Source organism: Paenibacillus phytorum (assembly GCF_013141715.1).
In the GTDB taxonomy this organism is placed as follows: Bacteria; Bacillota; Bacilli; order Paenibacillales; family NBRC-103111; genus Paenibacillus_E; species Paenibacillus_E phytorum.
The window spans coordinates 94289-113223 of the sequence record NZ_WHOA01000030.1 but is presented as its reverse complement, the minus strand read 5'-3'; the positions used below and the strand labels follow the sequence as shown (position 1 = coordinate 113223).

The window sequence follows — 18935 nt, the reverse complement described above, 5'->3', positions numbered from 1 at the left end:
AAAGCAAATAAAGGGAATAAATTCATTTTATATATGTCTAATAGACATGTCTACAAGAAGCAAGAGGAGGTCCATCATGCAGGACAAAATCATTCTGGGTTTGCTGCTGGACGGGGATAAGTCGTCATATGATCTTAAGAAAAGCATGGAGACAAGCACCGGATTTTTCTATAATTCCAGCCAAGGGAGCATACAGCCAGCCTTAAAGAAACTCGTTCAGAATGGGCATGTTCATTTAACGGAGGTGCGTCAAGGGGGAAGGAACAAGAAGGTTTACTCAATCACCGAAGAAGGAGAAAAGGAATTCTTGAGTTGGGCAAGTGAGCCGATCGCATTAGACAAACCAAGGGATCCGGCACTCGTCAAAATGTTCTTCTTCAACTACGTCGAAGATTCCAGAAAACTCGAACTCATTGAAACGTACTTGAATGAGATCGAAACGGTCCGGTCCACTTTGAAGATGTTTCAGCAAATGAATCGGGAACAACTCGGGAAAAACCAAGAGCTACTCAACAACCCGAGGGTGAGAAGTAGGTTGGATACGCTGGATTTCGGAAGTGATTATTATGATTTCTTGAAGGCGTGGTATGGGAAGTATGCACAGAAAATAATAGAGGAGCTGGGACCTTGAACGTAAAGAATAACAAGACGCTGAGAAACGTGATTATTTTCTCGCTTGTTGCGTTAAGCTGCGGCTGGATCGGACGACTGGTTGATTTGCAGGCCAGAACGGATGAAAATGGCAGTCTTGGACAATTGATTTGGATTGTTTCTCCCCTCCTGATGATGGTCATTTTGCGCAGTTGGATGGGAGATGGGTGGAAAGATTTCGGCATCAAACCTCGAGTCAAAGGAAATGTATTTCTCTATATATTCAGCCTGCTATTCTTTCCCTTCATGACCATGGTGATTGTCGGAATCAGTTCAAGCTTGGGGTGGACGGATATGTCCCCAATGTCTTCTCACTATTTGACGGCAGTCGTTTTAGCTCTTGTACCAAGCCTCATCAAAAACATTTTTGAGGAATTTGCATGGAGGGGCTATTTGGCTCCAAAGCTTTATTCGCTTGGTTATCATCGTGTTGTCGTTCATATTGCCGTGGGGTTAATTTGGGGCGTGTGGCATTTTCCTTATTTATTTCTATTCGTGGAGACTACAGAAAGCATGATCACCTATATCCCTCGCATGATGCTTGGTGTGATTGTTATGGCGGTTCTGTATGGTGAGATTCTGCTGATGACTCGAAGCGTTTGGCCAGCCGTCTTCATGCACATGGCTGGAAATGCCTTCATTGATACATTGATTCTAAAAAAATTCGTTCTCGTGCAAGCGGAATTTAGTTATTTGGCTATGCCTAGTCCGGAAGGAATCCTCGCCATTGTCTTAACGGCACTTGCCGGACTATGGATGTATAAAAGAAGAAAAAGAGCATCGCTACGGCAAAGTCCTCCTGGCTTCCCAAAACAACCACAGTTCCCGGTTTAGCACAAAGCAATCGCCGTTACCTCGTTTAAGAGGCGTACGGCGATTTGTTTTACCCTTTGACAGCGCCAATCATGACGCCTTTGACGAAATACTTTTGCACGAAGGGATACAAGATCAGAATAGGCACAGAGGCTATCATGATAGTTGCATATTTGATCGTTTCCCCTATTTGAAATTGTTCGGCCGCATTAGCCCCTGATGACATGGAATCGGTATTATTCGCTATTAGTATTTCTCGCAAAGTGAGCTGGAGCGGGTAGAGGTCACGATCCTTCAAGAAGATAGAGGCATAGAACCACCCGTTCCATTTCTCAACAGCATAGTACAAGATCATTACGGCAATGACAGGCATAGAGAGTGGAATGATGATGCGAAAAAGAATTACGAAATGATTGGCGCCGTCCATTTTCGCTGATTCCTCTAAGCTTTCAGGAACAGCCATGAAGGCTGTACGCATGATGATCAGATTAAATGTGTTAACGGCAAAGGGCAAAATGGTCGCCCATAGAGAGTCGATTAAACCGACGCCTTTTACAACCAGATAGAGCGGAATAAGTCCACCGCTGAAAAACATCGTTAATACGACAACGAAGATGAAGACACGATTCCACATCACATTTTTACGGGAGAGCACATAAGCGCCTAAAGCAGTAACAATAAGATTCGTAATGACGCCGAAGAAAAGGATAAACAACGTATTTTGGTAGCCTTTTAGAATAGCAGGGTTATGAAAAACGCTTTTGTAAGCTTCTAAACTGAAGCCCAGAGGCTTAATCAGGAACCCTTTATGCGTGATCAATTGGCCGGCGTCGCTAAACGAAGCAAAGGTGACATAAAGAAGAGGATACAGGGTAACAACAACAAGCATAAGCAGCAAGACGTGGATTAACGTGACGAATACTCTGTCCGAATAGCTCGTTTTCATTTCAACATCACCTCCATCACCATAAGCTGTTTTCACTTATCTTTTTACTTATTTTGTTTGCTGCAATGAGTAAGGCTAGATTAATCACAGAATTGAACAAACCAACCGCTGAGCTGTAGCTCCAACCAAATTCTATGAGCCCTTTACGATAAACGAAAGAAGAGATGACGTCCGCCGTATCGTAGGTGCTGGGGTTATAGAGTAAAATAATTTTCTCGAAGCCTACGTTCAACAAATTCCCCATGCGTAGAATGAACATGATCGCAATGGTTGGGAGAATACCCGGCAAGGTAATATGCCAAATTTGCTTGATTCTGTTAGCCCCGTCCATTTTCGCCGCTTCGTACTGCTCCTGGTCAATGCCCATGAGTGCGGCTAGATAAATAATGGATTCCCATCCGATTTTTTGCCATATTTCAGATAAGATATAGATTGTTCGGAACAATTCCGGTTTCTGCAGCATAGCCGTATCATTGAAGCCAAAATTAGTCAGAAAGTTATTAATTAAACCGCCGTTATTTGTAAAATCTTTGATCATCCCGACAATAACGATGAGTGAAATAAAATACGGCATGTAGGTGACCGTCTGAACGAAGCGTTGAAACTTTTTATTCGTAAGCTCATTAATAAGAACAGCCAAAATAATCGGAGCTGGGAATTCAAAACATAGCGAGTAAAGGGAAATAATGACGGTATTCTTGAGTATTCTCCAGAAATAATAGCTGCTGAAGAAATCATTAAAGTGCTGGAAGCCAACCCAGCTACTACCCAGAATGCCTTTATTAGGGGTATATTCTTTAAACGCAATCAAGGCTCCATACATCGGCGCATAATGGAAGATAAAGTAGTAAGCCAGAACGGGAACCATCATCAAGTATAAATATTTATTCAGCAGAAAATCGCGCTTGAAGCGTATTTGGAAGGTTGCTTCCCCTGCTTTACGCATGATATCTCTCCTTTCGCCGTGAGATTCTAGTAAAGTGGGGAGAGCCGCTGCCCTCCCCCTGGCCTGTCATCTACCTTTTGTTATAACGATCTAAGGATGCCTTTTTAATTTCGAGAGCACGGCTTAGCTTAACGGATTTGAATTTTTCCATGTATTTATCAAAGCTATCGACTGGCTCTGTTCCTAAAATAATTTTGAGCGTCATTTCATCGACTAGTGTATTGAGGTCAGTCATGATTTTGGCAAGCTCTGTGCTTTCTTCCGGTGTAGCTGTAATAGGAGGCAATTTGTGTTTATCAACATCCGTTTTTTGCCAAGTGGAAACGGCATCGCGTTGTGTTTGCAAAGCCAGATATTGCTCGATATAGCGTTTATCCTGAACGAAAGGACCATTATAGTTACCGCGGATGTACAGTGACAGGGCTTGTGCCGGTGCCAATTTATCCGGGTTTTTCATGAGAAGGTCCGTATATTTCGGGTAACCGTTCTCTAATTTATGAGCAACGCCTTCCGTTCCGAAATTGAAGAACATATGACCTTCTTCGGAGTAGCCATAGTCAAGAAGCTTCGCTGCGGTTTCAATATTTTTGGAAGACGCAGTGATGGCAACCATACCTCCGGGCGCACTAGCGGGATCCTTCTGGCCGTACATCGGGATGTCGCCTTTTTTGAGAACCGGATATGGAGCTCCGATGAGAATGCCTTTAGGATCTTTAGCTGTAATTAGCGGCTGCCATTTACCGATGCCTCCACCGGCGTTCTGTACGGTCACACCAGTCGCACCGGAAGCCATGTTGGCGTCTAAGGATTTGCCATCCGCAGTTGCGAAGTTTTTATCAATCAGCCCTTCTTCGTACCATTTGTGGAAGGTAGCTAGGAAATCTTTGTAGCCTTTTTCAGCTGGGCCAAACTTAATTGTGCCATTGTCGATAAAGAAATCACGCGTCACACCGAAGGCACCGGCAAAAGCGCCGTTTGCTAATTCATTGAAAGGTCTGGGAACACTTACGACGGAGAAGGCAGCCGTTGCGCCTTTTTTCTCCTTAAAGGCTTTGAGTGTTGTGTACCACTCATCGATGGTTTGAGGAATAGGTAGACCCAGATCATCCAGCCAATCCTTCCGTACGATGGGTCCCTGGAATACACGCAGGTAATCATCGCCGCGGATGAAAGGGAAGACATAATAGCTGCCATTATCGGTTTTTACTTGTTTATCAACTTCCGGATGCTCTTTGAGGAACTTCTTCAAATTCGGTGCAAATTTATCGATCGTATCATTAAGTTTAAGAATGTACCCATCTTTGATCGCTTTTTCAGGCCCGCCGGGAAATGCTCCCTGCCAATCAAACTCAATCATATCGGGCAGATCACCTGAGGCAAGCATGACATTTAGGGTTTGTGCGGCTTGGTTTGTTGGCGGAGCACTGAACTTTAAATTAACACCCGTTTTCTTCTGCCAATCTTGGAAAAAAGGTACATCTGCATGGGCTGCTTTTACTCCCGTTAGGTTACCTGAAAGCTCACCCCAGTAGGTTAGAGTTTTGTCCACTTTTAGCGGATAAGTGACAGCGGCTCCGCTCGGAGCGGTCGTGCCCCCAGTTGTTGCTTTAGGACTAGCGCTGTTGACAGTAGTCGGTGTGTTGGATGAGCATGCAACGACTAAGGTCCCCATCAATGATGTTGCAACCAGCATGGTGAACATTTTTTTTCTGTTCTTTTTCATAGGTTGACCTCCTAAGAGTTTTTCGCCAGAAAAACTGGCATCGAAAGCGATACTGATTTTTCTGCTTATCTAACCCAACTATATGACAACGCTTCCATTTTAACTATCTGCAAAATATCCAATTGCTTCTCGAAATCTGTGTGTAGACTCTACAAAATATCCAATTGCTTCATCAAAATAGCCAATATTCCGTCGATGACCGGCAGAATTGCCTCGTTTAAGCCAAAATAGTAGGCATTGAATAGATCAATGAAGGAGTGGAATACTACTGATGAAAAAAGGGATGGTCAATATTTCCAACCTGTAAATTCAAACATAAGGAGAGTGCATCAAGTATGTTTACTGAAATTGATAACTTAACGAATAAGCTTCATCAAATGGAAATGACTTGGTGGCTTAATCATACTTTATTCACTTTTAATTGGTGGTTCATTTTATTGGTTAATCTATTTTTTTTCATAGCATTTCTTATTTTTATGGATAGAGGTAGTGTTCTAAGAATCACATTAGCCTTATTGTTTTGCTTTATAATCGTAGGAACAGTTGATCAAATAGGGCAATTCATTTCGCTCTGGAGCTATCCACATGAGTTCTTTGTATTTACTGAGAATTTCAACGCAGTTGACTTTCTTGCTGTGCCAAGTATCTTCGCTCTGATGTATCAAATGTTTACAACTTGGCGAATGTTTTTAGTCGCAAATTTATTCATTTGTTTGATTAATGCCTATATAGCCGAACCCATTTTTGTTGCGCTCGGTATCTACAAATTAGATCATTGGAGCTATTTTGGATCATTGGTTACTTTATTCTTCATCGCCATCGTGGTCAAAGCTTTAACAGACTTAGTCGCTAATAGTAGAGATAACTACACCAGAGAATACAGCCCAACTCAAAAGGTATGGAATCGTAAACAAAAAGCACGTTAAACAAACAAATATTGGCCTAGAAATTGTTGTGCATCATATCGAAAAAGGGCGGCCTTACGGCTGCCCAAATAAAAATTTTGCATCTTAAATGTGGTTCATTTATTTTTCAATCAGCTCTTTGTATTTCCCCGGTGTGATGCCCTCTACCTTTTTGAAAACCCGAATAAAAGCATTAATATCATTGAAGCCCACACCGTAAGCCGCATCGCCGACCGATTGTTCTTGCCGCCCCAGCAGCTGCTTGGATTTCTCGATTCTGACCTTATTAATGCGATCGAGCAGCCCCTCTCCCACATAATCCTTGAATAGCTTCGAGAGGTAGGTGGCTTTGCGGTTAAAGTGGCTGCCAATCATCGTGACATTCAGATTAGCATCTGTGTAGTTATGTTCGATGTAGGCATTCACTTCATTTACCAATTGCTCCAGCGCTTTCTGTCGTGTAAGTGAAATCGTATGCTGCCGTTTGGCGGATGTGTAGACACACACTTGTTCGAGCATATCACTGAGCTGAAGCTGCATGTCATGAACGGTTTTACTGCATAGAAGGCGGTCGAGAAGCTTAGGGTTGCGTATAAAGAAGCTTTCCTGGATATCTCCGGTTTCGCTAATGCTTTTCATCATGGTGGTTACCAGGTTGAGCATGAGGCACTTCGTTAAGGAGACGGAAATGCCAGGATTATCAAAGTTTTTATTCATAATCTCAGTAAGAATCATCTGCGCTTCTTCAAGTTCCCCCAACTTCACGGCATACATGAATTGCTGCTCAATCTGCGCCGGATAATAATAGCCGGTATTAGACTCGCAAGTGGTACTTGTTTGCAAATCGTCATACGATAGAATCTCTGGCCCACCCATAACAAGCTTAAAGGCCATGGAATCTAGAGCTTCTAAGAAAGCTTGAGGTACATTAGCGAGGTGTTCATGGATACTGCTTATTGAAATTGTTAAGTTTATGTCGTAGGTGGAAGAGAGGAAAGTTTGCGCTTTGTCTGCGATTCTAAGTAACTCCAACTTGGAGCTATTTCCATCTTCCATAGTTAAATTGACTAAACAGGCGAGGGTATCATCAATCTCGGCTGCATAACCGCGGTGCCTCTCCGATATCAGATCCTCCACGACATTCATAATAATAAATTGAAGAAGCTTCCATTTATCCTCTTCAGGCGTATGGTTAATTCGTTCAAAGAAGGGTTCACTCTTATCGACAACAAAAAGCATGACGGCAAAATCCTGCCGATCTAGCTTCATTTCAAAGGTGGTTAAGGCCTCATCGATAGGAATCTGGCTGTCTAATTTTCCTTTCAGCAGCTTTTCGATAAAGTGGGAGCGGACAATGTGCCGCTGCTGCTCCATTTTACTCTTGAAATTGGCAATTTCGATCAACGTACTGTCCACGGCTTCTTGTAGGAAATGAAATTCATTGTATCGTTTACTAGATTGTAAGGTCTGTTTTTTGGAAAATGCATGAACTAAGCGACGTACTGGATTGTAATTTCTTCTTAGAAATACGTAGGTTAGTATACCCCCACCAAGCAAACTGATCGCCATGCTCGTATAAGTCAGGTTACGGATGTGAGCGGCTTTTTTCCAATATACGGTGCTGGGCATCATAGACACATATTTTAGTTTGGAAAGAGGTGACTGGATGTTGAAAACTTCATATTTCTCGGCATTAGAATCGGTGTAATAGAAGTTAGACGAGCTCTCTAATTTATCAAAAGGAAAATCGGCAGGAAGTGAATCTGCGGAGTTGGAAGCTAGAATTTGATTTTCATTATTTAGGATAAGTACGTGACCTTTGTTGAAAATTTCCATATTTTGAATGGCGCCAATTATACGTGACTGATCGACCATAATGACATTGGTAGCAAGTGGTTTATTATGCTCTTCGGGGTATGTGCTGATGTAGGCTACCGTTTTTTGCAGTTTATTATCGTCACCAATCCGGTACATGGGAATAAAGCCTTTGAAATTGCTTCTTGTTACAATAGCTTGCCAGGAAGAGAATGAAAAAGCATCGCTCATATGTAAAGTTTCATAGGCAAAGCTATTTGTTCTAACGGTGGTAGGAAGAATTGCAGATTGATCTTTATTTAAATAAATATAGAAAGAGTCGATCAGCGGGTAGGAGGTTTTGTACATAGAAAGAATGCGTGCGATTTGATAAGCATCATATCTATATTCTTTGGGAAAAGCTTCATACTTATTCGAATAGAGCAGCTCCTGGACGCTTACATTCCACGTAATCTCGAAGTTCAGTTGTTCCATGGTTTTAAACTGATTGTCCATAATTTCCCTTACTTGTTTTAATAGGGAATCATTGGCTTGCTGAATTTCTTCCTTCAGTGTTTTACTGGATTCCACATACAATAATAAGCCGATTGCCACGGGTAAAAGTAGAATGACGATATAGGAGATCATCCACGTTAAGACGATACTTTGTCCATTAAAGAAGATTTTATTCCGCATAAGCAAATCCCCTCACAATCGATCATCGATGATGAGCACTAGGCTCGGAATGAATACGCTCTCATGTATTGTATTTCCTTTCCATCGTTCAAGTCAACGATAGAAAGAATCAATTTTTCATGCAGATTCCTCAACGGGTTTAAACCGATTTTTCCCGAAAAAGAAGTAGAATAAATAGGAGATTACTGTATAGACTACAGCTGTGATGCAGAAAGCATACGCGTAGCCGTAGTAAGAGCCATAGCGGAAAACAAGGCCCGTACTTACTGGTGAAGCAAGGAACCAACCTAGATGAAAAACGGCTTCCCCTGAACTGGACGCTAATCCCCGAAGCGATCGGTTGACGTAACTCATTTTGATCGAATTATAAAAAGGATTAGCGGCGTTCATTAAGGCTTGCCGGAACAAGTACCCACCCGATGATAAGTAAAAGTTAGCAGAAAAAGCGGTTAGGAGGAGAAATGGAATGGAACATAACTGCAGGTATACGACAGATTTAACTTCTCCGAATCTCTTTACAATCATGGGTCCAATGAGAAAAGCAATCGCTGTTGCGGCTTGACCTAAAGCTACAACGATGCCTATTGCGGATTTCGAAGCTTCAAAGCGATCTTCAAAATACACATTTAAATAGGGGACAATCATTCCCCCACCCATGGATGACAACAGGCCTAATAAACAAAAAATGCCAATAACCTGTAAGGATGGTTTATGTACGCTCCACACTTGCTTCCACTTTAGTGATTCGCCACGTTGATGAATTTCTTGCTCACTCTTTTCAAAAAAAGCCATAGGTATAAAACCAAGTGCTGCGATACCAACTCCAGTTAATAAGGTAAATCTCAAGCTTCGAATTTCGTCTAAACCGATAATGAATTGAAAAAGATCACAAAGAACGCCGCCAAGTGCAATACCGACTACATTCGCTAGCATGACAAGAGCCATGTTAAAGCTGAACAGGTGAACACGCTGCTGTGGAGTAGAGTTGTTGGCCATAAACGGTAGAATGGTTGCAGAAACAACAGCAAGAGCCATACCGCCCAAGAATGACGAGATGAGCATACCCTCTTTGACTTCAATAAGAGAGCGAGCCGTCAATGTTACGATGGTAAAAATGAGACCAATTGTAATGACGCGCTTAGGTCCGAAGCGATCATTCATTAAACCCGCGGGAATGAGAATAATGGCCGCTGCAAGAGATGCCATACCAACCATGCTGCCAACAGTTGTTTGGTCATAGCCGAGACTTCTGACATAAAGGTTATAGACGAGACCAAACATACCTAAACCTAAGTTCCATACAAAATTAAACCAAAAGAAGAGCATAATATTTCGGCTGTAGCCATGAAATTGTGACTTCCATTCACTTAGTAAATTTGTCATAAATTATTCCTGCCTTTGTATTCTGTGTCTAAATTGTAACCGCCTTATCCATTCTACCACTGGTAAATAATTTTGAACACGGGAAAGACTTGATATTCGATCTGATCTGTATAATAATAAGTAGTCTAATCTACGAAGCAGGGAGCACATAACTGAATGTCTACACCAACGAGTACCGTGACCGAAGATCAAAAGCCAGAAGTCGAACAGATAGAAATTTGGAAATGTAAAGAGACAGATTGTAAAGCATGGGTTCGCAAAGAATTCGTTACGGAAGCTTTACCAACTTGTCCATTATGCAAAAATCCGATGGTGCGCAGCTACAAGCATGTGCCTGTAACAGCTAAAAAAGGAAATAAAAAGTTTTTAGTTGGGAAAAAACGATTCTAGTAAAATTCAAAAGATCAATAGCATCTTCGCCTTGCGTGAAGAGAGATGCTCTTGGTCTTTTTTTTTTGGAAAGAATAGCAGTGTCCAAGCATAAGATGCTAGAGAGGGGGAGTGCGTTATGCAATGGCCTGAACTTAATCTAAGTGACGATGCGATCAAGATACTTTACAAACTTCGGGATAGGAAACAGGAATGGGACAAGCTCAAGGAGACTCAACCTTTATTCTCTATATTGACTGCGTGTTTGATTCTCTATTTCATATACGTTTTCTATCAAAAGGTATTATTGACTTCTGGCGGGAATGCACTGTCCATCCTCGATTTGCTTATTTCAAACAAGTTCCTGTCGGGCTCTCTTCTGGCTTGTATATCATTGTTCCTATTTACAAGAAATCGCGTGACTAGGATAGAAAAAGCGAAGACGAAATACGAGGATTTAAGAAAGGAAGTCATCGAGAAGTTGGACGCTTCTTGGTTAAAGGACGTAAAGTCGGAATCTCGGGATCAAATTTCTAGCTTTCTAGATAACGAATATGATATTAATATTGTATACAAGAGTTAATGCTCCTTATAGAATATGACTTTTGTGTATTTCAATTAATCTTACCCACACTTTACCCACAAACGGTAAAACCCCACCAAACCATTACGGTTGATAGGGTTTTACCGTTTGTTTTCATTCAGTCGCATCAAGCAATGCGTCCAGACGATCCACGTCGCGTTTCTCGCGCGCTTTTGTTATATGTAGGTAAATGGAACGAGTGACGTCGCTGCCCTTCTGGTGACCGAGCTGCTCCTGTATGGTGTCGAGATCATCGCCAGCTTCAGCCATTAGACTTCAGTGAAATTGGATGTCACACGATGAGGAAGACTTGGGGATACCGATTGTATGTCCAGAATCCGGCTAATTTAGCGTTCCAAATGGATATGTTCAACCATGGGAAACAAACGACTACATTGCGTTATTTAGGGCTTACACAAGGTGCAATGGACAAGGTTATACTACGACTGAGCTAAATACAACGACCATTAATGATGCACTCATTTTCATAAAACGGAAAAAATCCAATAAACATTTACAGTTATTAGTAGATTTCAGCTTATTTTCAGCTCAAAGAAATTTGAAAGCAATCTGCAAAAAAAGCCGTCAAGAAGAAAAATAGGAATTCAAACTCAAATAATAAAAGAGCGCCTTAGCTAGGAAATAAATGCTAAGGCACTCTTTTATTAAAACAACATTATTACCATGCAAAAGACATTGTAATGATAACCAAAAGGATAAAGAGAACTAAAACTTCGGCCATATTATTACGACGATGTCCATGTCCTTCTACTGCATATCCCATATAAATGCAACTCCTTTTAAATGGATTTAACTACACCTTATACTATGTCAGTATCTATCCTTTGATTGGACAGGTATATAAGGCACATGCACATTTCGTTAGTGTATATAACCGTTAAAATGATTCCCCTGATTGAATAATAGTTGCATAAATGTCCAAAATTACTGTTTGCAAATGCAAATTTGATGATCAGCATGAAAAAAGAAAACCCCATAACCATGCGCCTTCTCGGTGTTTTGCATAAATGATGCATAAAGGCCTATTCTGTATTTACCGAAAAACATGCATGGTCGAGGGATTCTCCGCACCGTTAAAGGAAAGTACTTCTGTATAAAATATTGAATTCTATACATATCTCCTTGCATAAAAAATACATACTTGGGGGTGGGTGATTTGAATGTCACGGAAACGCAGTCCAGACAGAGAAAAGGCGTTAAAGCTCTGGCTCAAGAGCGGCCGGCAGATGAAGCCTGTTCAGATTGCGGACAAGTTAGGTGTCAGTGCTGCAATTGTCCGTAAATGGAAAAGTATGGACGGTTGGGACAAGCTGCCTAGTCCTAAGCCGGGCCGAGCTCTTTCAGCTCAAACGGCTGCAATGGGGATGGTACAATGAGTCGGTGTGCGGAAAGATTGCGAAAATCGATACCGCATAGCGATTTACTATGATTCATGATAAGTTATCTAAAGGGTGAAAAACCTTATAGAATTTGAGTCATTGTGAGTAATCTTGATTTTACCTAGAGGACTCAATGTAATAAGATATTAATATTGTATATAAGAGTTAATAGGAAGCGAGGATGTCGGAACGGATGAGATATGAATGTCGCTATATAGATGCAGAGAACGGAATATGGAAATGGGAAGATATGGAGGTTGAGGCCCCTTATTTAAGGGAAGTTGTAACGGGAGAGAAGCCGCGGCTCAAGACTCGCTTTCGCGCGTGTTGGACAGCGGATGCACTGCATATACGATTCGAATGTGAGGATGATCACGTCGTGGCAACGATGGAGCGGCGAGATGATCCTATTTATTTGGAAGATGTGGTTGAGGTATTTATTGATAAAAGCGGTACCGGAGCGGTTTATTACGAGTTCGAAGTGAGTCCGCGCAATGTCGTATTCGATGCTTTGATCCATTATAACGGTGGGGATAAAGAGATAGATGTTGCATGGGATGCGAAGGGAATGCATACGCAAGTTTTGGATGGGTCCGATGGGTGGAGGACTTACGATCTGCGAATTCCTTTTGCTGATTTGGATTGGGAGCGGGGGCAAGAGCAAGAGCTGATGCAGGAGAATGGCGAAAACTGGACACCTCAGCATGGCGCTGAGTGGCGTTGGAATTTATATAGAATTGATGATGATCTAGAAGGTAATCGGCATTATTGGGCTTGGTCACCCACCGGTAAAGTCGATTTCCATATGCCGCATCGATTCGGGACACTTGTTTTTGTGAAAGAATAGAATAGTCGGGGTGCTGTAACGTTGTTTTTCATCGCTAAATTGGCAGCAGTTCGTAAAAGTGGCTCTATAACGATGAAAAACAATCTTAAAGCAAATTTAAAGCAAAGCCCTCTAGCTTCAACAAAAGCTAGAGGGCTTATTATGCTTGATGAACTAGGCTTCATTCAGCACGTCATTTACTTGCTGCCAAGCCCAATCGAGCTCTTCCTTCGTAATCGTAAGAGGCGGAGCCAAGCGAATAATGTGCTCGTGTGTCTCCTTGCACAGTAGACCCTTGGCTTTCAGCTCTTCACAGAACGGACGAGCTGAAACCTTAAGGTCAATACCGATGAACAGCCCGCGGCCGCGAATCTCCGTAATCTGTGGAGATTGAATTTCCTGAAGTCGCTTCAGGAAATAAGAGCCAAGCTCATCCGAGCGCTCTGCGAGCCGCTCGTTCAGGGTGACCTCCAGCGCCGCGATCGCGACGGCGCAGCCGAGCGGATTACCCCCGAACGTCGAGCCGTGGGAGCCCGGCTCGAAAACATCAAGAACCTCTCGATCACCGGCGACCGCCGAGATCGGGAACACACCGCCGCCGAGGGCTTTGCCCATGATGTACAGGTTCGGCGTTACGCCTTCCCAGTCGCATGCGAAGCGGCGACCCGTACGGCCAAATCCTGTTTGGATTTCGTCCGCGACGAACAACACGTTATTCGCCTGGCATAGCTCATAACATTCCCGCAGGTAACCAGCCTGCGGAATCACAATACCGGCCTCACCTTGAATAGGCTCGAACAGGAAACCCGCCGTGTTCGGGCCGATGGCCTCACGCAGCGCCGCCGCATCCCCGTAGGGAATAATGCGGAACCCCGGCGTAAAAGGCCCGAAGCCGCGTTGATATTCCGGCGACGAGGAGAAGGAAGTGATCGTCACTGTCCGTCCGTGGAAATTCCCTTCACAGACAATAATTTCGGCTTGATCGGCAGGGATTCCTTTCACTTCGTAGCCCCAACGGCGAATAGCCTTTACTGCGGTTTCGACCGCTTCGGCACCTGTATTCATCGGTAAAATCATCGGCTTACCTGTGTAATTCGCTAATTTTTCATAAAACGAACCTAACGTCTCACTATGGAAAGCTCTAGATGTCAGAGTTACCTTCTCGGCTTGCTCATGAAGCGCTCTCAGAATGTGAGGATGACGATGTCCTTGATTTAAGGCGGAGTAAGCGCTAAGCATATCCATGTAACGGTTTCCTTCTGGATCCTCGACCCAAACGCCTTCCGCTTTCGATATCACGATAGGCAGCGGATGGTAATTGCGTGCCCCGTATTTTTCCGTTTTTTCAATAATCATCGAACTTATCGTATCCATAACAATTCCTCCCTGACGTGCAGCTTGTAAGCCAAACTCGCCGGCATTCCCTGTATCTTTCTAATTGTCTCACATAGCGAGCTTGTTTAATCCATTGTATTCGTCAACTCATGAACGTTGCAAATATAAATCCTATGAGGTAAATCCCCTATGCGTTTGTGCTTCTCCTAGCATATATAAATACATAGCTTTAGACAGTGATACAAGTCTTCACGAAATTGGCCAAGTTCAATCATTATGTGCAAATCCATTTATAATGTTGCAAATATGAGAAGACTTGAATTGTCGAAATAGGAAATATTATTAGAAGCGGGAGAATTGATCAGTGGTCAAAAATTTATTACAGAACGTGTCAGATATTGCAGGATTCTCGAAAGCGGTCGCGAATTCTTCAGATGAGCGCTTATGAATGCCATGCATTGCGTTCAATTGGTCTAGCGGCAGAGAGTTAGAAGGATTTTCGGAACACCTACTTAGCAACTTCGAGCAATATACTTTGTAGAAAAAAGGAATGGTGTCTACGATGACTCATCGCATTGAAAAAGACTTTATAGGTGAAAAACAAGTTCCATCCCAAGCTTATTATGGCATTCAAACGATGCGTGCATTAGAGAATTTCCCAATTACGGGAGTTAAAATTCACGCAGAGCTCATTACAGCTTTGGCAGAAGTAAAAAGGGCAGCTGCAATTGCGAATATGGAAACACATATGCTGCCAAAAAAAATCGGTGAACAATTAGTCAAAGCAGCTGAAGAAGTTAGACAAGGTCAGTTACTTGAGGAATTTATTGTTGATTCTATTCAAGGCGGAGCGGGAACCTCCATCAATATGAACATGAACGAAGTGCTTGCTAACCGGACTTTGGAGCTGCTTGGCGAGGAAAAGGGCAATTATTTCCATTGTAATCCGAACAATCATGTCAACATGTCGCAATCCACAAACGACGTTATCCCTACCGCCATCAAAATTGCCGCGTACCGTTTATCTGAGCAATTGATTGAAACTATGATTTCACTCCAGAGTGCTTTTGCACGTAAGGAAACGGAATTTGATGATGTCATTAAAATGGGGCGAACGCATCTTCAGGATGCAGTTCCTATTCGTATGGGCCAAGAATTCGGCGCTTATGCACGTGTCATCCAGCGTGATATTAATCGTATTCGCCATGCTTCTAAGGGACTTTTGACCGTTAATATGGGGGCTACTGCTGTAGGAACAGGGCTTAATGCAAAGCCTGAGTATGTGGAACGGGTTATGTTTCATCTAAAAGGGCAAGTGGGAATACCCATTGAACTAGCCGAGCATTTGGTCGACGGCACCCAAAACATGGATGCCTACACAGAGCTTTCCGCTTCCTTGAAAGTATGCGCCGTGAACCTTTCGAAAATATGCAATGATATCCGATTAATGGCTTCAGGTCCTCGCGTAGGCTTAGGGGAGCTGAAACTGCCACCGAGACAACCAGGATCTTCCATTATGCCGGGTAAAGTAAACCCTGTTATGCCAGAGGTCGTGAATCAAGTGGCGTTCCAAGTCATTGGCAACGATCATACCATCTGCTTGGCTTGCGAAGCCGGTCAATTTGAACTAAACGTAATGGGACCCGTACTTGCGTTCAACCTTCTACAATCGCTGAAAATACTGCGGAACGCGGCTGACGTGTTCGAGCGCTTTGCGATTGAGGGCTTGGAAGCCGACCGCGAGCGCTGTGCGACTTATGTCGAGCAAAGCTTCGGCATCGTCACAGCCTTGAACCCGCATCTCGGCTACGAAGTCGCCGCGCAACTAGTGAAAGAAGCTGTGCGCACTGGCATGACGCTCAAAGAGCTGATCCTAGAGCGTGGGCTGCTTACAACTGAGGAGATTGAAGAAATCCTCAATCCGATTCAGATGACCACGCCGGGCATCGCTGGCGAGAGATTGCTGCAACCTGCCGACTAGGGCTGCTGGGTGAAGAAGCTTTGCAGTCTACGACAGCTGGCTAAAGCCTGCTCATAAAACGAACGCCCCCGACCCATCGGTAGATGAGTTGGGGGCGTTTTTAGCATCATTTTTCTGGATTGCTGCTTGCGACGTCTTAATCCACATGGTCGTTCAACGATTCATAAAAGGTAAGCTTATTTCCGAATGGATCTGTGACGCAAACTTCTCTGGTATGCCATGGGCTCATTTCTAAGCCAGGACGAGAATAGGTATATTTTTTATTTTTCAAATTAGAATGAAAAGCTTCTATATCCACGATTTCTATTCGAACCGCTGCACCCGGGCTGCAATCCCCATAATGCTCAGAAAGGTGCAATTTACATTCGCCTAAACTAACCTCCATGTAAAGCGGCATCTCACTCTCAAAACGATGCTCCCAACCTAACGAAAAACCCAAGTAATCGATGTAGAATTCCTTTGCCTTCCTCTCGTCGAACATTCTAAAAATGGGCGTCACACCTTTAATAGTTGTTATAACAATCATCTCCTTGTTTTTTCGTTTGTGTACGCACTTGAATTTCTTGAGCTGCCTATGCCATTTACGAGTACATAAAAGGTTATGTAAACCGTCATGATAACAAATCCGACTAATAAGCAGAAAACGAAGGCCTCTTGATGCAGAGTTTCTCGCAGGATTTCCAGTATTCCGTTATTGAGTAAAGCATCCCAACTGTTTAAGCGATATTCTCTTCCCAAAAGTATGCCATACCCGGATAGAAGCGCGGTCAATGCGATGATCAGCCATGAAACAAAGTGATTGAATCGCTCTTTCCATATCTTTTGAATGATGTACATGGAGCTGCATCCTAGCAATAGACCGTTCCATGCAAATAAGAAGATGATGAAAAAATCATACCAATATGTAAAGGAGAGCGCTCCTTTTTGTACATAAGAGTCCTTCAAAATCGTTAAATGAATGAAGTCCGTAATGACATACGGAGAGTTTGGCAGGAATAATAACCAAGCTAATCCGACTACGATTAAAATGAATTTTTTCAAGATCATAGATTTACGAGTGTGTATAAAATGGGCTATCACAGCAAGGATATACGGAATCCAAGCGAGGAATAAGTTCCAAAGTAGAAATTCATAATAGGTTTGGTTTTTGAACAAAAAGTAGACCCCAATTGTGGAAAGCGAGAGCAAGATCAGAAAGAGATGCAGGTACCAGTGATTCAAGGTTTTCATTGTAGGCTCCACACTTGGTCTATGTATTTGGCAGTGAGTGATGCCACCCCACCCAAGATTATGTCTATATCTTACATTTATTTACTACCTGTAACAAGCAAATAACCCGTTATCCTCGCAGTTAGCGGGGACTAACGGGTTTTTGTCTCAATCTATAGAATCTGCTTGCCCAACAAGGAGCTAATTAAGCCAACGGCTAATTGGGATGTTTTGTTATTGTCGTCGAGAAGAGGATTCACCTCAACGAATTCGGCTGATGTCACAATGCCTGCTTCATGCAGCATCTCAACAGCTAAGTGAGCTTCGCGGTAATGAAGTCCACCTTTTACAATCGTGCCTGTTCCAGGTGCTTCAATCGGATCCAATGAATCGACGTCAAAACTAAGATGCACGCCGTCTGTTTTACTGCTTATATAGTCAATGGCATCTTGCATAATGGAAGCCATTCCTTTGCGATCTATATCATACATGGTATAGCATTTGATTCCCAATGAGCGAATGAGTTTCTTCTCGCCCTCGTCGAGAGATCTTGCTGCAATCAGGACGATATTCTCCGCTTTCACTTTATCATGACTGCCCATAATGCTGGTCAATAAGGGATGCCCCATCCCTAGACTGACGGCCAATGACATCCCATGAATATTACCGGATGGACTTGTATCGGCTGAGTTTAGGTCGGAATGAGCATCGATCCAAATGACACCCAAGTTTTGATAATGGCCGGATAATCCAGCTAAAGTCCCGATAGCTATACTATGATCGCCGCCAATGACGAGAGGAAAGCGTCCTTGTTCCACGACCTGAGAGACTTGCTTAGCCAGAAGTGTATTTACCTCGAGAACCTCTGCCAAATACTTAAGGTTGGTTTGATCAACTTCAGCTGCCAAGGGAGTCGCTTTATCATCCGGAAGACGGATATCAGCGATATGATCGATTGTAATATCCATTTGCTGTAGACCTCGAATTAACCCTGCTTGTAAAATGGCTTTCGGTCCTTTGCTGGCTCCGCGTCGACCTGCTCCAAGATCAAATGGCACAGTAATCGCAGCAATAGTCGGTTTGGTACTCATACGATCAGCTCCTCTGGTCTGGACTTTGATACAAGAAACTCGTTGCGAATCTTTAAGAGGCATCCTTTAATCGCTTTCATTGGAGTGAACGCTTCGAATAAAGCTCGTTTGTAATTAGGTTATCATAACCTAGCTCATAATTGGAGATTTTAATTTGGTTCTTGTGGCAATTGCTGCCGCCTGTTAGGACGCATCATTTCGTGATCTTCATGCTCCAGTATATGACAATGGTACTACGCTCGGTGAAGGATCTGAAACTAGCTATAATGGATGTTACATAACAA

Annotated in this window: 18 protein-coding genes; 9 read left to right on the top strand and 9 right to left on the bottom strand. The window is 43.0% G+C overall.

Annotated features, from left to right (window positions below):
- Nucleotides 1-76: 76 nt before the first annotated feature.
- The gene (locus tag GC098_RS05235) at nucleotides 77-631 is read left to right on the top strand and encodes a PadR family transcriptional regulator (RefSeq protein ID WP_171641595.1); all 555 of its coding nucleotides are present in this window, start codon (nucleotides 77-79) and stop codon (nucleotides 629-631) included.
- Entirely contained in the window at nucleotides 628-1485 is an 858-nt protein-coding gene (locus GC098_RS05230) for a type II CAAX endopeptidase family protein (protein ID WP_171641593.1), read from the top strand. Before GC098_RS05235 ends, GC098_RS05230 begins: the two co-directional genes overlap by 4 nt.
- A gap of 49 nt (nucleotides 1486-1534) precedes the next feature.
- On the opposite strand, the gene GC098_RS05225 is transcribed toward GC098_RS05230, so the two are convergent.
- The 3 genes from GC098_RS05225 to GC098_RS05215 form a co-directional block, all read right to left on the bottom strand.
- Complete coding sequence (locus GC098_RS05225) at nucleotides 1535-2410, bottom strand: carbohydrate ABC transporter permease (protein WP_171641591.1); 876 nt, start codon at nucleotides 2408-2410, stop codon at nucleotides 1535-1537.
- Nucleotides 2411-2426: 16 nt separating this feature from the next.
- Nucleotides 2427-3356 (bottom strand): ABC transporter permease, encoded by a 930-nt coding sequence (locus GC098_RS05220; protein WP_171641589.1) that lies wholly within the window; start codon nucleotides 3354-3356, stop codon nucleotides 2427-2429.
- A gap of 70 nt (nucleotides 3357-3426) precedes the next feature.
- The gene (locus GC098_RS05215; RefSeq protein WP_171641587.1) at nucleotides 3427-5079 is read right to left on the bottom strand and encodes a type 2 periplasmic-binding domain-containing protein; all 1653 of its coding nucleotides are present in this window, start codon (nucleotides 5077-5079) and stop codon (nucleotides 3427-3429) included.
- Between the two features lie 335 nt (nucleotides 5080-5414).
- Between GC098_RS05215 and GC098_RS05210 the strand changes: the two genes are divergently transcribed.
- The gene (locus GC098_RS05210) at nucleotides 5415-6005 is read left to right on the top strand and encodes a CBO0543 family protein (protein WP_171641585.1); all 591 of its coding nucleotides are present in this window, start codon (nucleotides 5415-5417) and stop codon (nucleotides 6003-6005) included.
- 99 nt (nucleotides 6006-6104) lie between these two features.
- Here the strand turns inward: GC098_RS05210 and GC098_RS05205 are convergent, their stop codons facing one another.
- Nucleotides 6105-8474 (bottom strand): helix-turn-helix domain-containing protein, encoded by a 2370-nt coding sequence (locus GC098_RS05205; protein WP_171641583.1) that lies wholly within the window; start codon nucleotides 8472-8474, stop codon nucleotides 6105-6107.
- 117 nt (nucleotides 8475-8591) lie between these two features.
- Complete coding sequence (locus GC098_RS05200; protein WP_171641581.1) at nucleotides 8592-9857, bottom strand: MFS transporter; 1266 nt, start codon at nucleotides 9855-9857, stop codon at nucleotides 8592-8594.
- Between the two features lie 156 nt (nucleotides 9858-10013).
- Between GC098_RS05200 and GC098_RS05195 the strand changes: the two genes are divergently transcribed.
- From GC098_RS05195 to GC098_RS05170, 5 genes are all read left to right on the top strand, one after another.
- Nucleotides 10014-10247 carry a cold-inducible protein YdjO-related protein gene (locus GC098_RS05195; RefSeq protein WP_052229221.1) on the top strand — a complete coding sequence of 78 codons (234 nt, stop codon included), beginning with the start codon at nucleotides 10014-10016 and terminating at the stop codon, nucleotides 10245-10247.
- 118 nt (nucleotides 10248-10365) lie between these two features.
- Nucleotides 10366-10809, top strand: a complete 444-nt coding sequence (locus GC098_RS05190) for a DUF2663 family protein (protein ID WP_171641580.1) — start codon at nucleotides 10366-10368, stop codon at nucleotides 10807-10809.
- Nucleotides 10810-11108: 299 nt separating this feature from the next.
- Nucleotides 11109-11264, top strand: a complete 156-nt coding sequence (locus GC098_RS05180; RefSeq protein ID WP_171641576.1) for a site-specific integrase — start codon at nucleotides 11109-11111, stop codon at nucleotides 11262-11264.
- Between the two features lie 726 nt (nucleotides 11265-11990).
- Entirely contained in the window at nucleotides 11991-12206 is a 216-nt protein-coding gene (locus tag GC098_RS05175; RefSeq protein WP_171641574.1) for a phage terminase small subunit-related protein, read from the top strand.
- A gap of 196 nt (nucleotides 12207-12402) precedes the next feature.
- Nucleotides 12403-13056, top strand: coding sequence for a carbohydrate-binding family 9-like protein (locus tag GC098_RS05170; protein ID WP_171641572.1), 654 nt, complete (start codon nucleotides 12403-12405; stop codon nucleotides 13054-13056).
- Between the two features lie 153 nt (nucleotides 13057-13209).
- Here GC098_RS05170 and GC098_RS05165 read toward each other — a convergent pair whose 3' ends face one another.
- Complete coding sequence (locus GC098_RS05165) at nucleotides 13210-14409, bottom strand: ornithine--oxo-acid transaminase (RefSeq protein ID WP_171641570.1); 1200 nt, start codon at nucleotides 14407-14409, stop codon at nucleotides 13210-13212.
- Nucleotides 14410-14932: 523 nt separating this feature from the next.
- On the opposite strand from GC098_RS05165, the gene GC098_RS05160 reads away from it, so the two are divergent.
- Nucleotides 14933-16351 (top strand): aspartate ammonia-lyase, encoded by a 1419-nt coding sequence (locus GC098_RS05160; RefSeq protein ID WP_246321078.1) that lies wholly within the window; start codon nucleotides 14933-14935, stop codon nucleotides 16349-16351.
- Nucleotides 16352-16487: 136 nt separating this feature from the next.
- Here GC098_RS05160 and GC098_RS05155 read toward each other — a convergent pair whose 3' ends face one another.
- From GC098_RS05155 to rocF, 3 genes are all read right to left on the bottom strand, one after another.
- On the bottom strand, nucleotides 16488-16877 hold the full coding sequence (locus GC098_RS05155; RefSeq protein WP_171641566.1) for a glyoxalase superfamily protein: 390 nt from the start codon (nucleotides 16875-16877) through the stop codon (nucleotides 16488-16490).
- Nucleotides 16874-17581 (bottom strand): DUF1361 domain-containing protein, encoded by a 708-nt coding sequence (locus GC098_RS05150; protein ID WP_171641564.1) that lies wholly within the window; start codon nucleotides 17579-17581, stop codon nucleotides 16874-16876. Before GC098_RS05150 ends, GC098_RS05155 begins: the two co-directional genes overlap by 4 nt.
- A 152-nt stretch (nucleotides 17582-17733) precedes the next feature.
- Nucleotides 17734-18651: an arginase gene (gene rocF / locus GC098_RS05145; RefSeq protein ID WP_171641562.1), complete on the bottom strand. Its 918-nt coding sequence runs from the start codon at nucleotides 18649-18651 to the stop codon at nucleotides 17734-17736.
- Nucleotides 18652-18935: the final 284 nt, after the last annotated feature.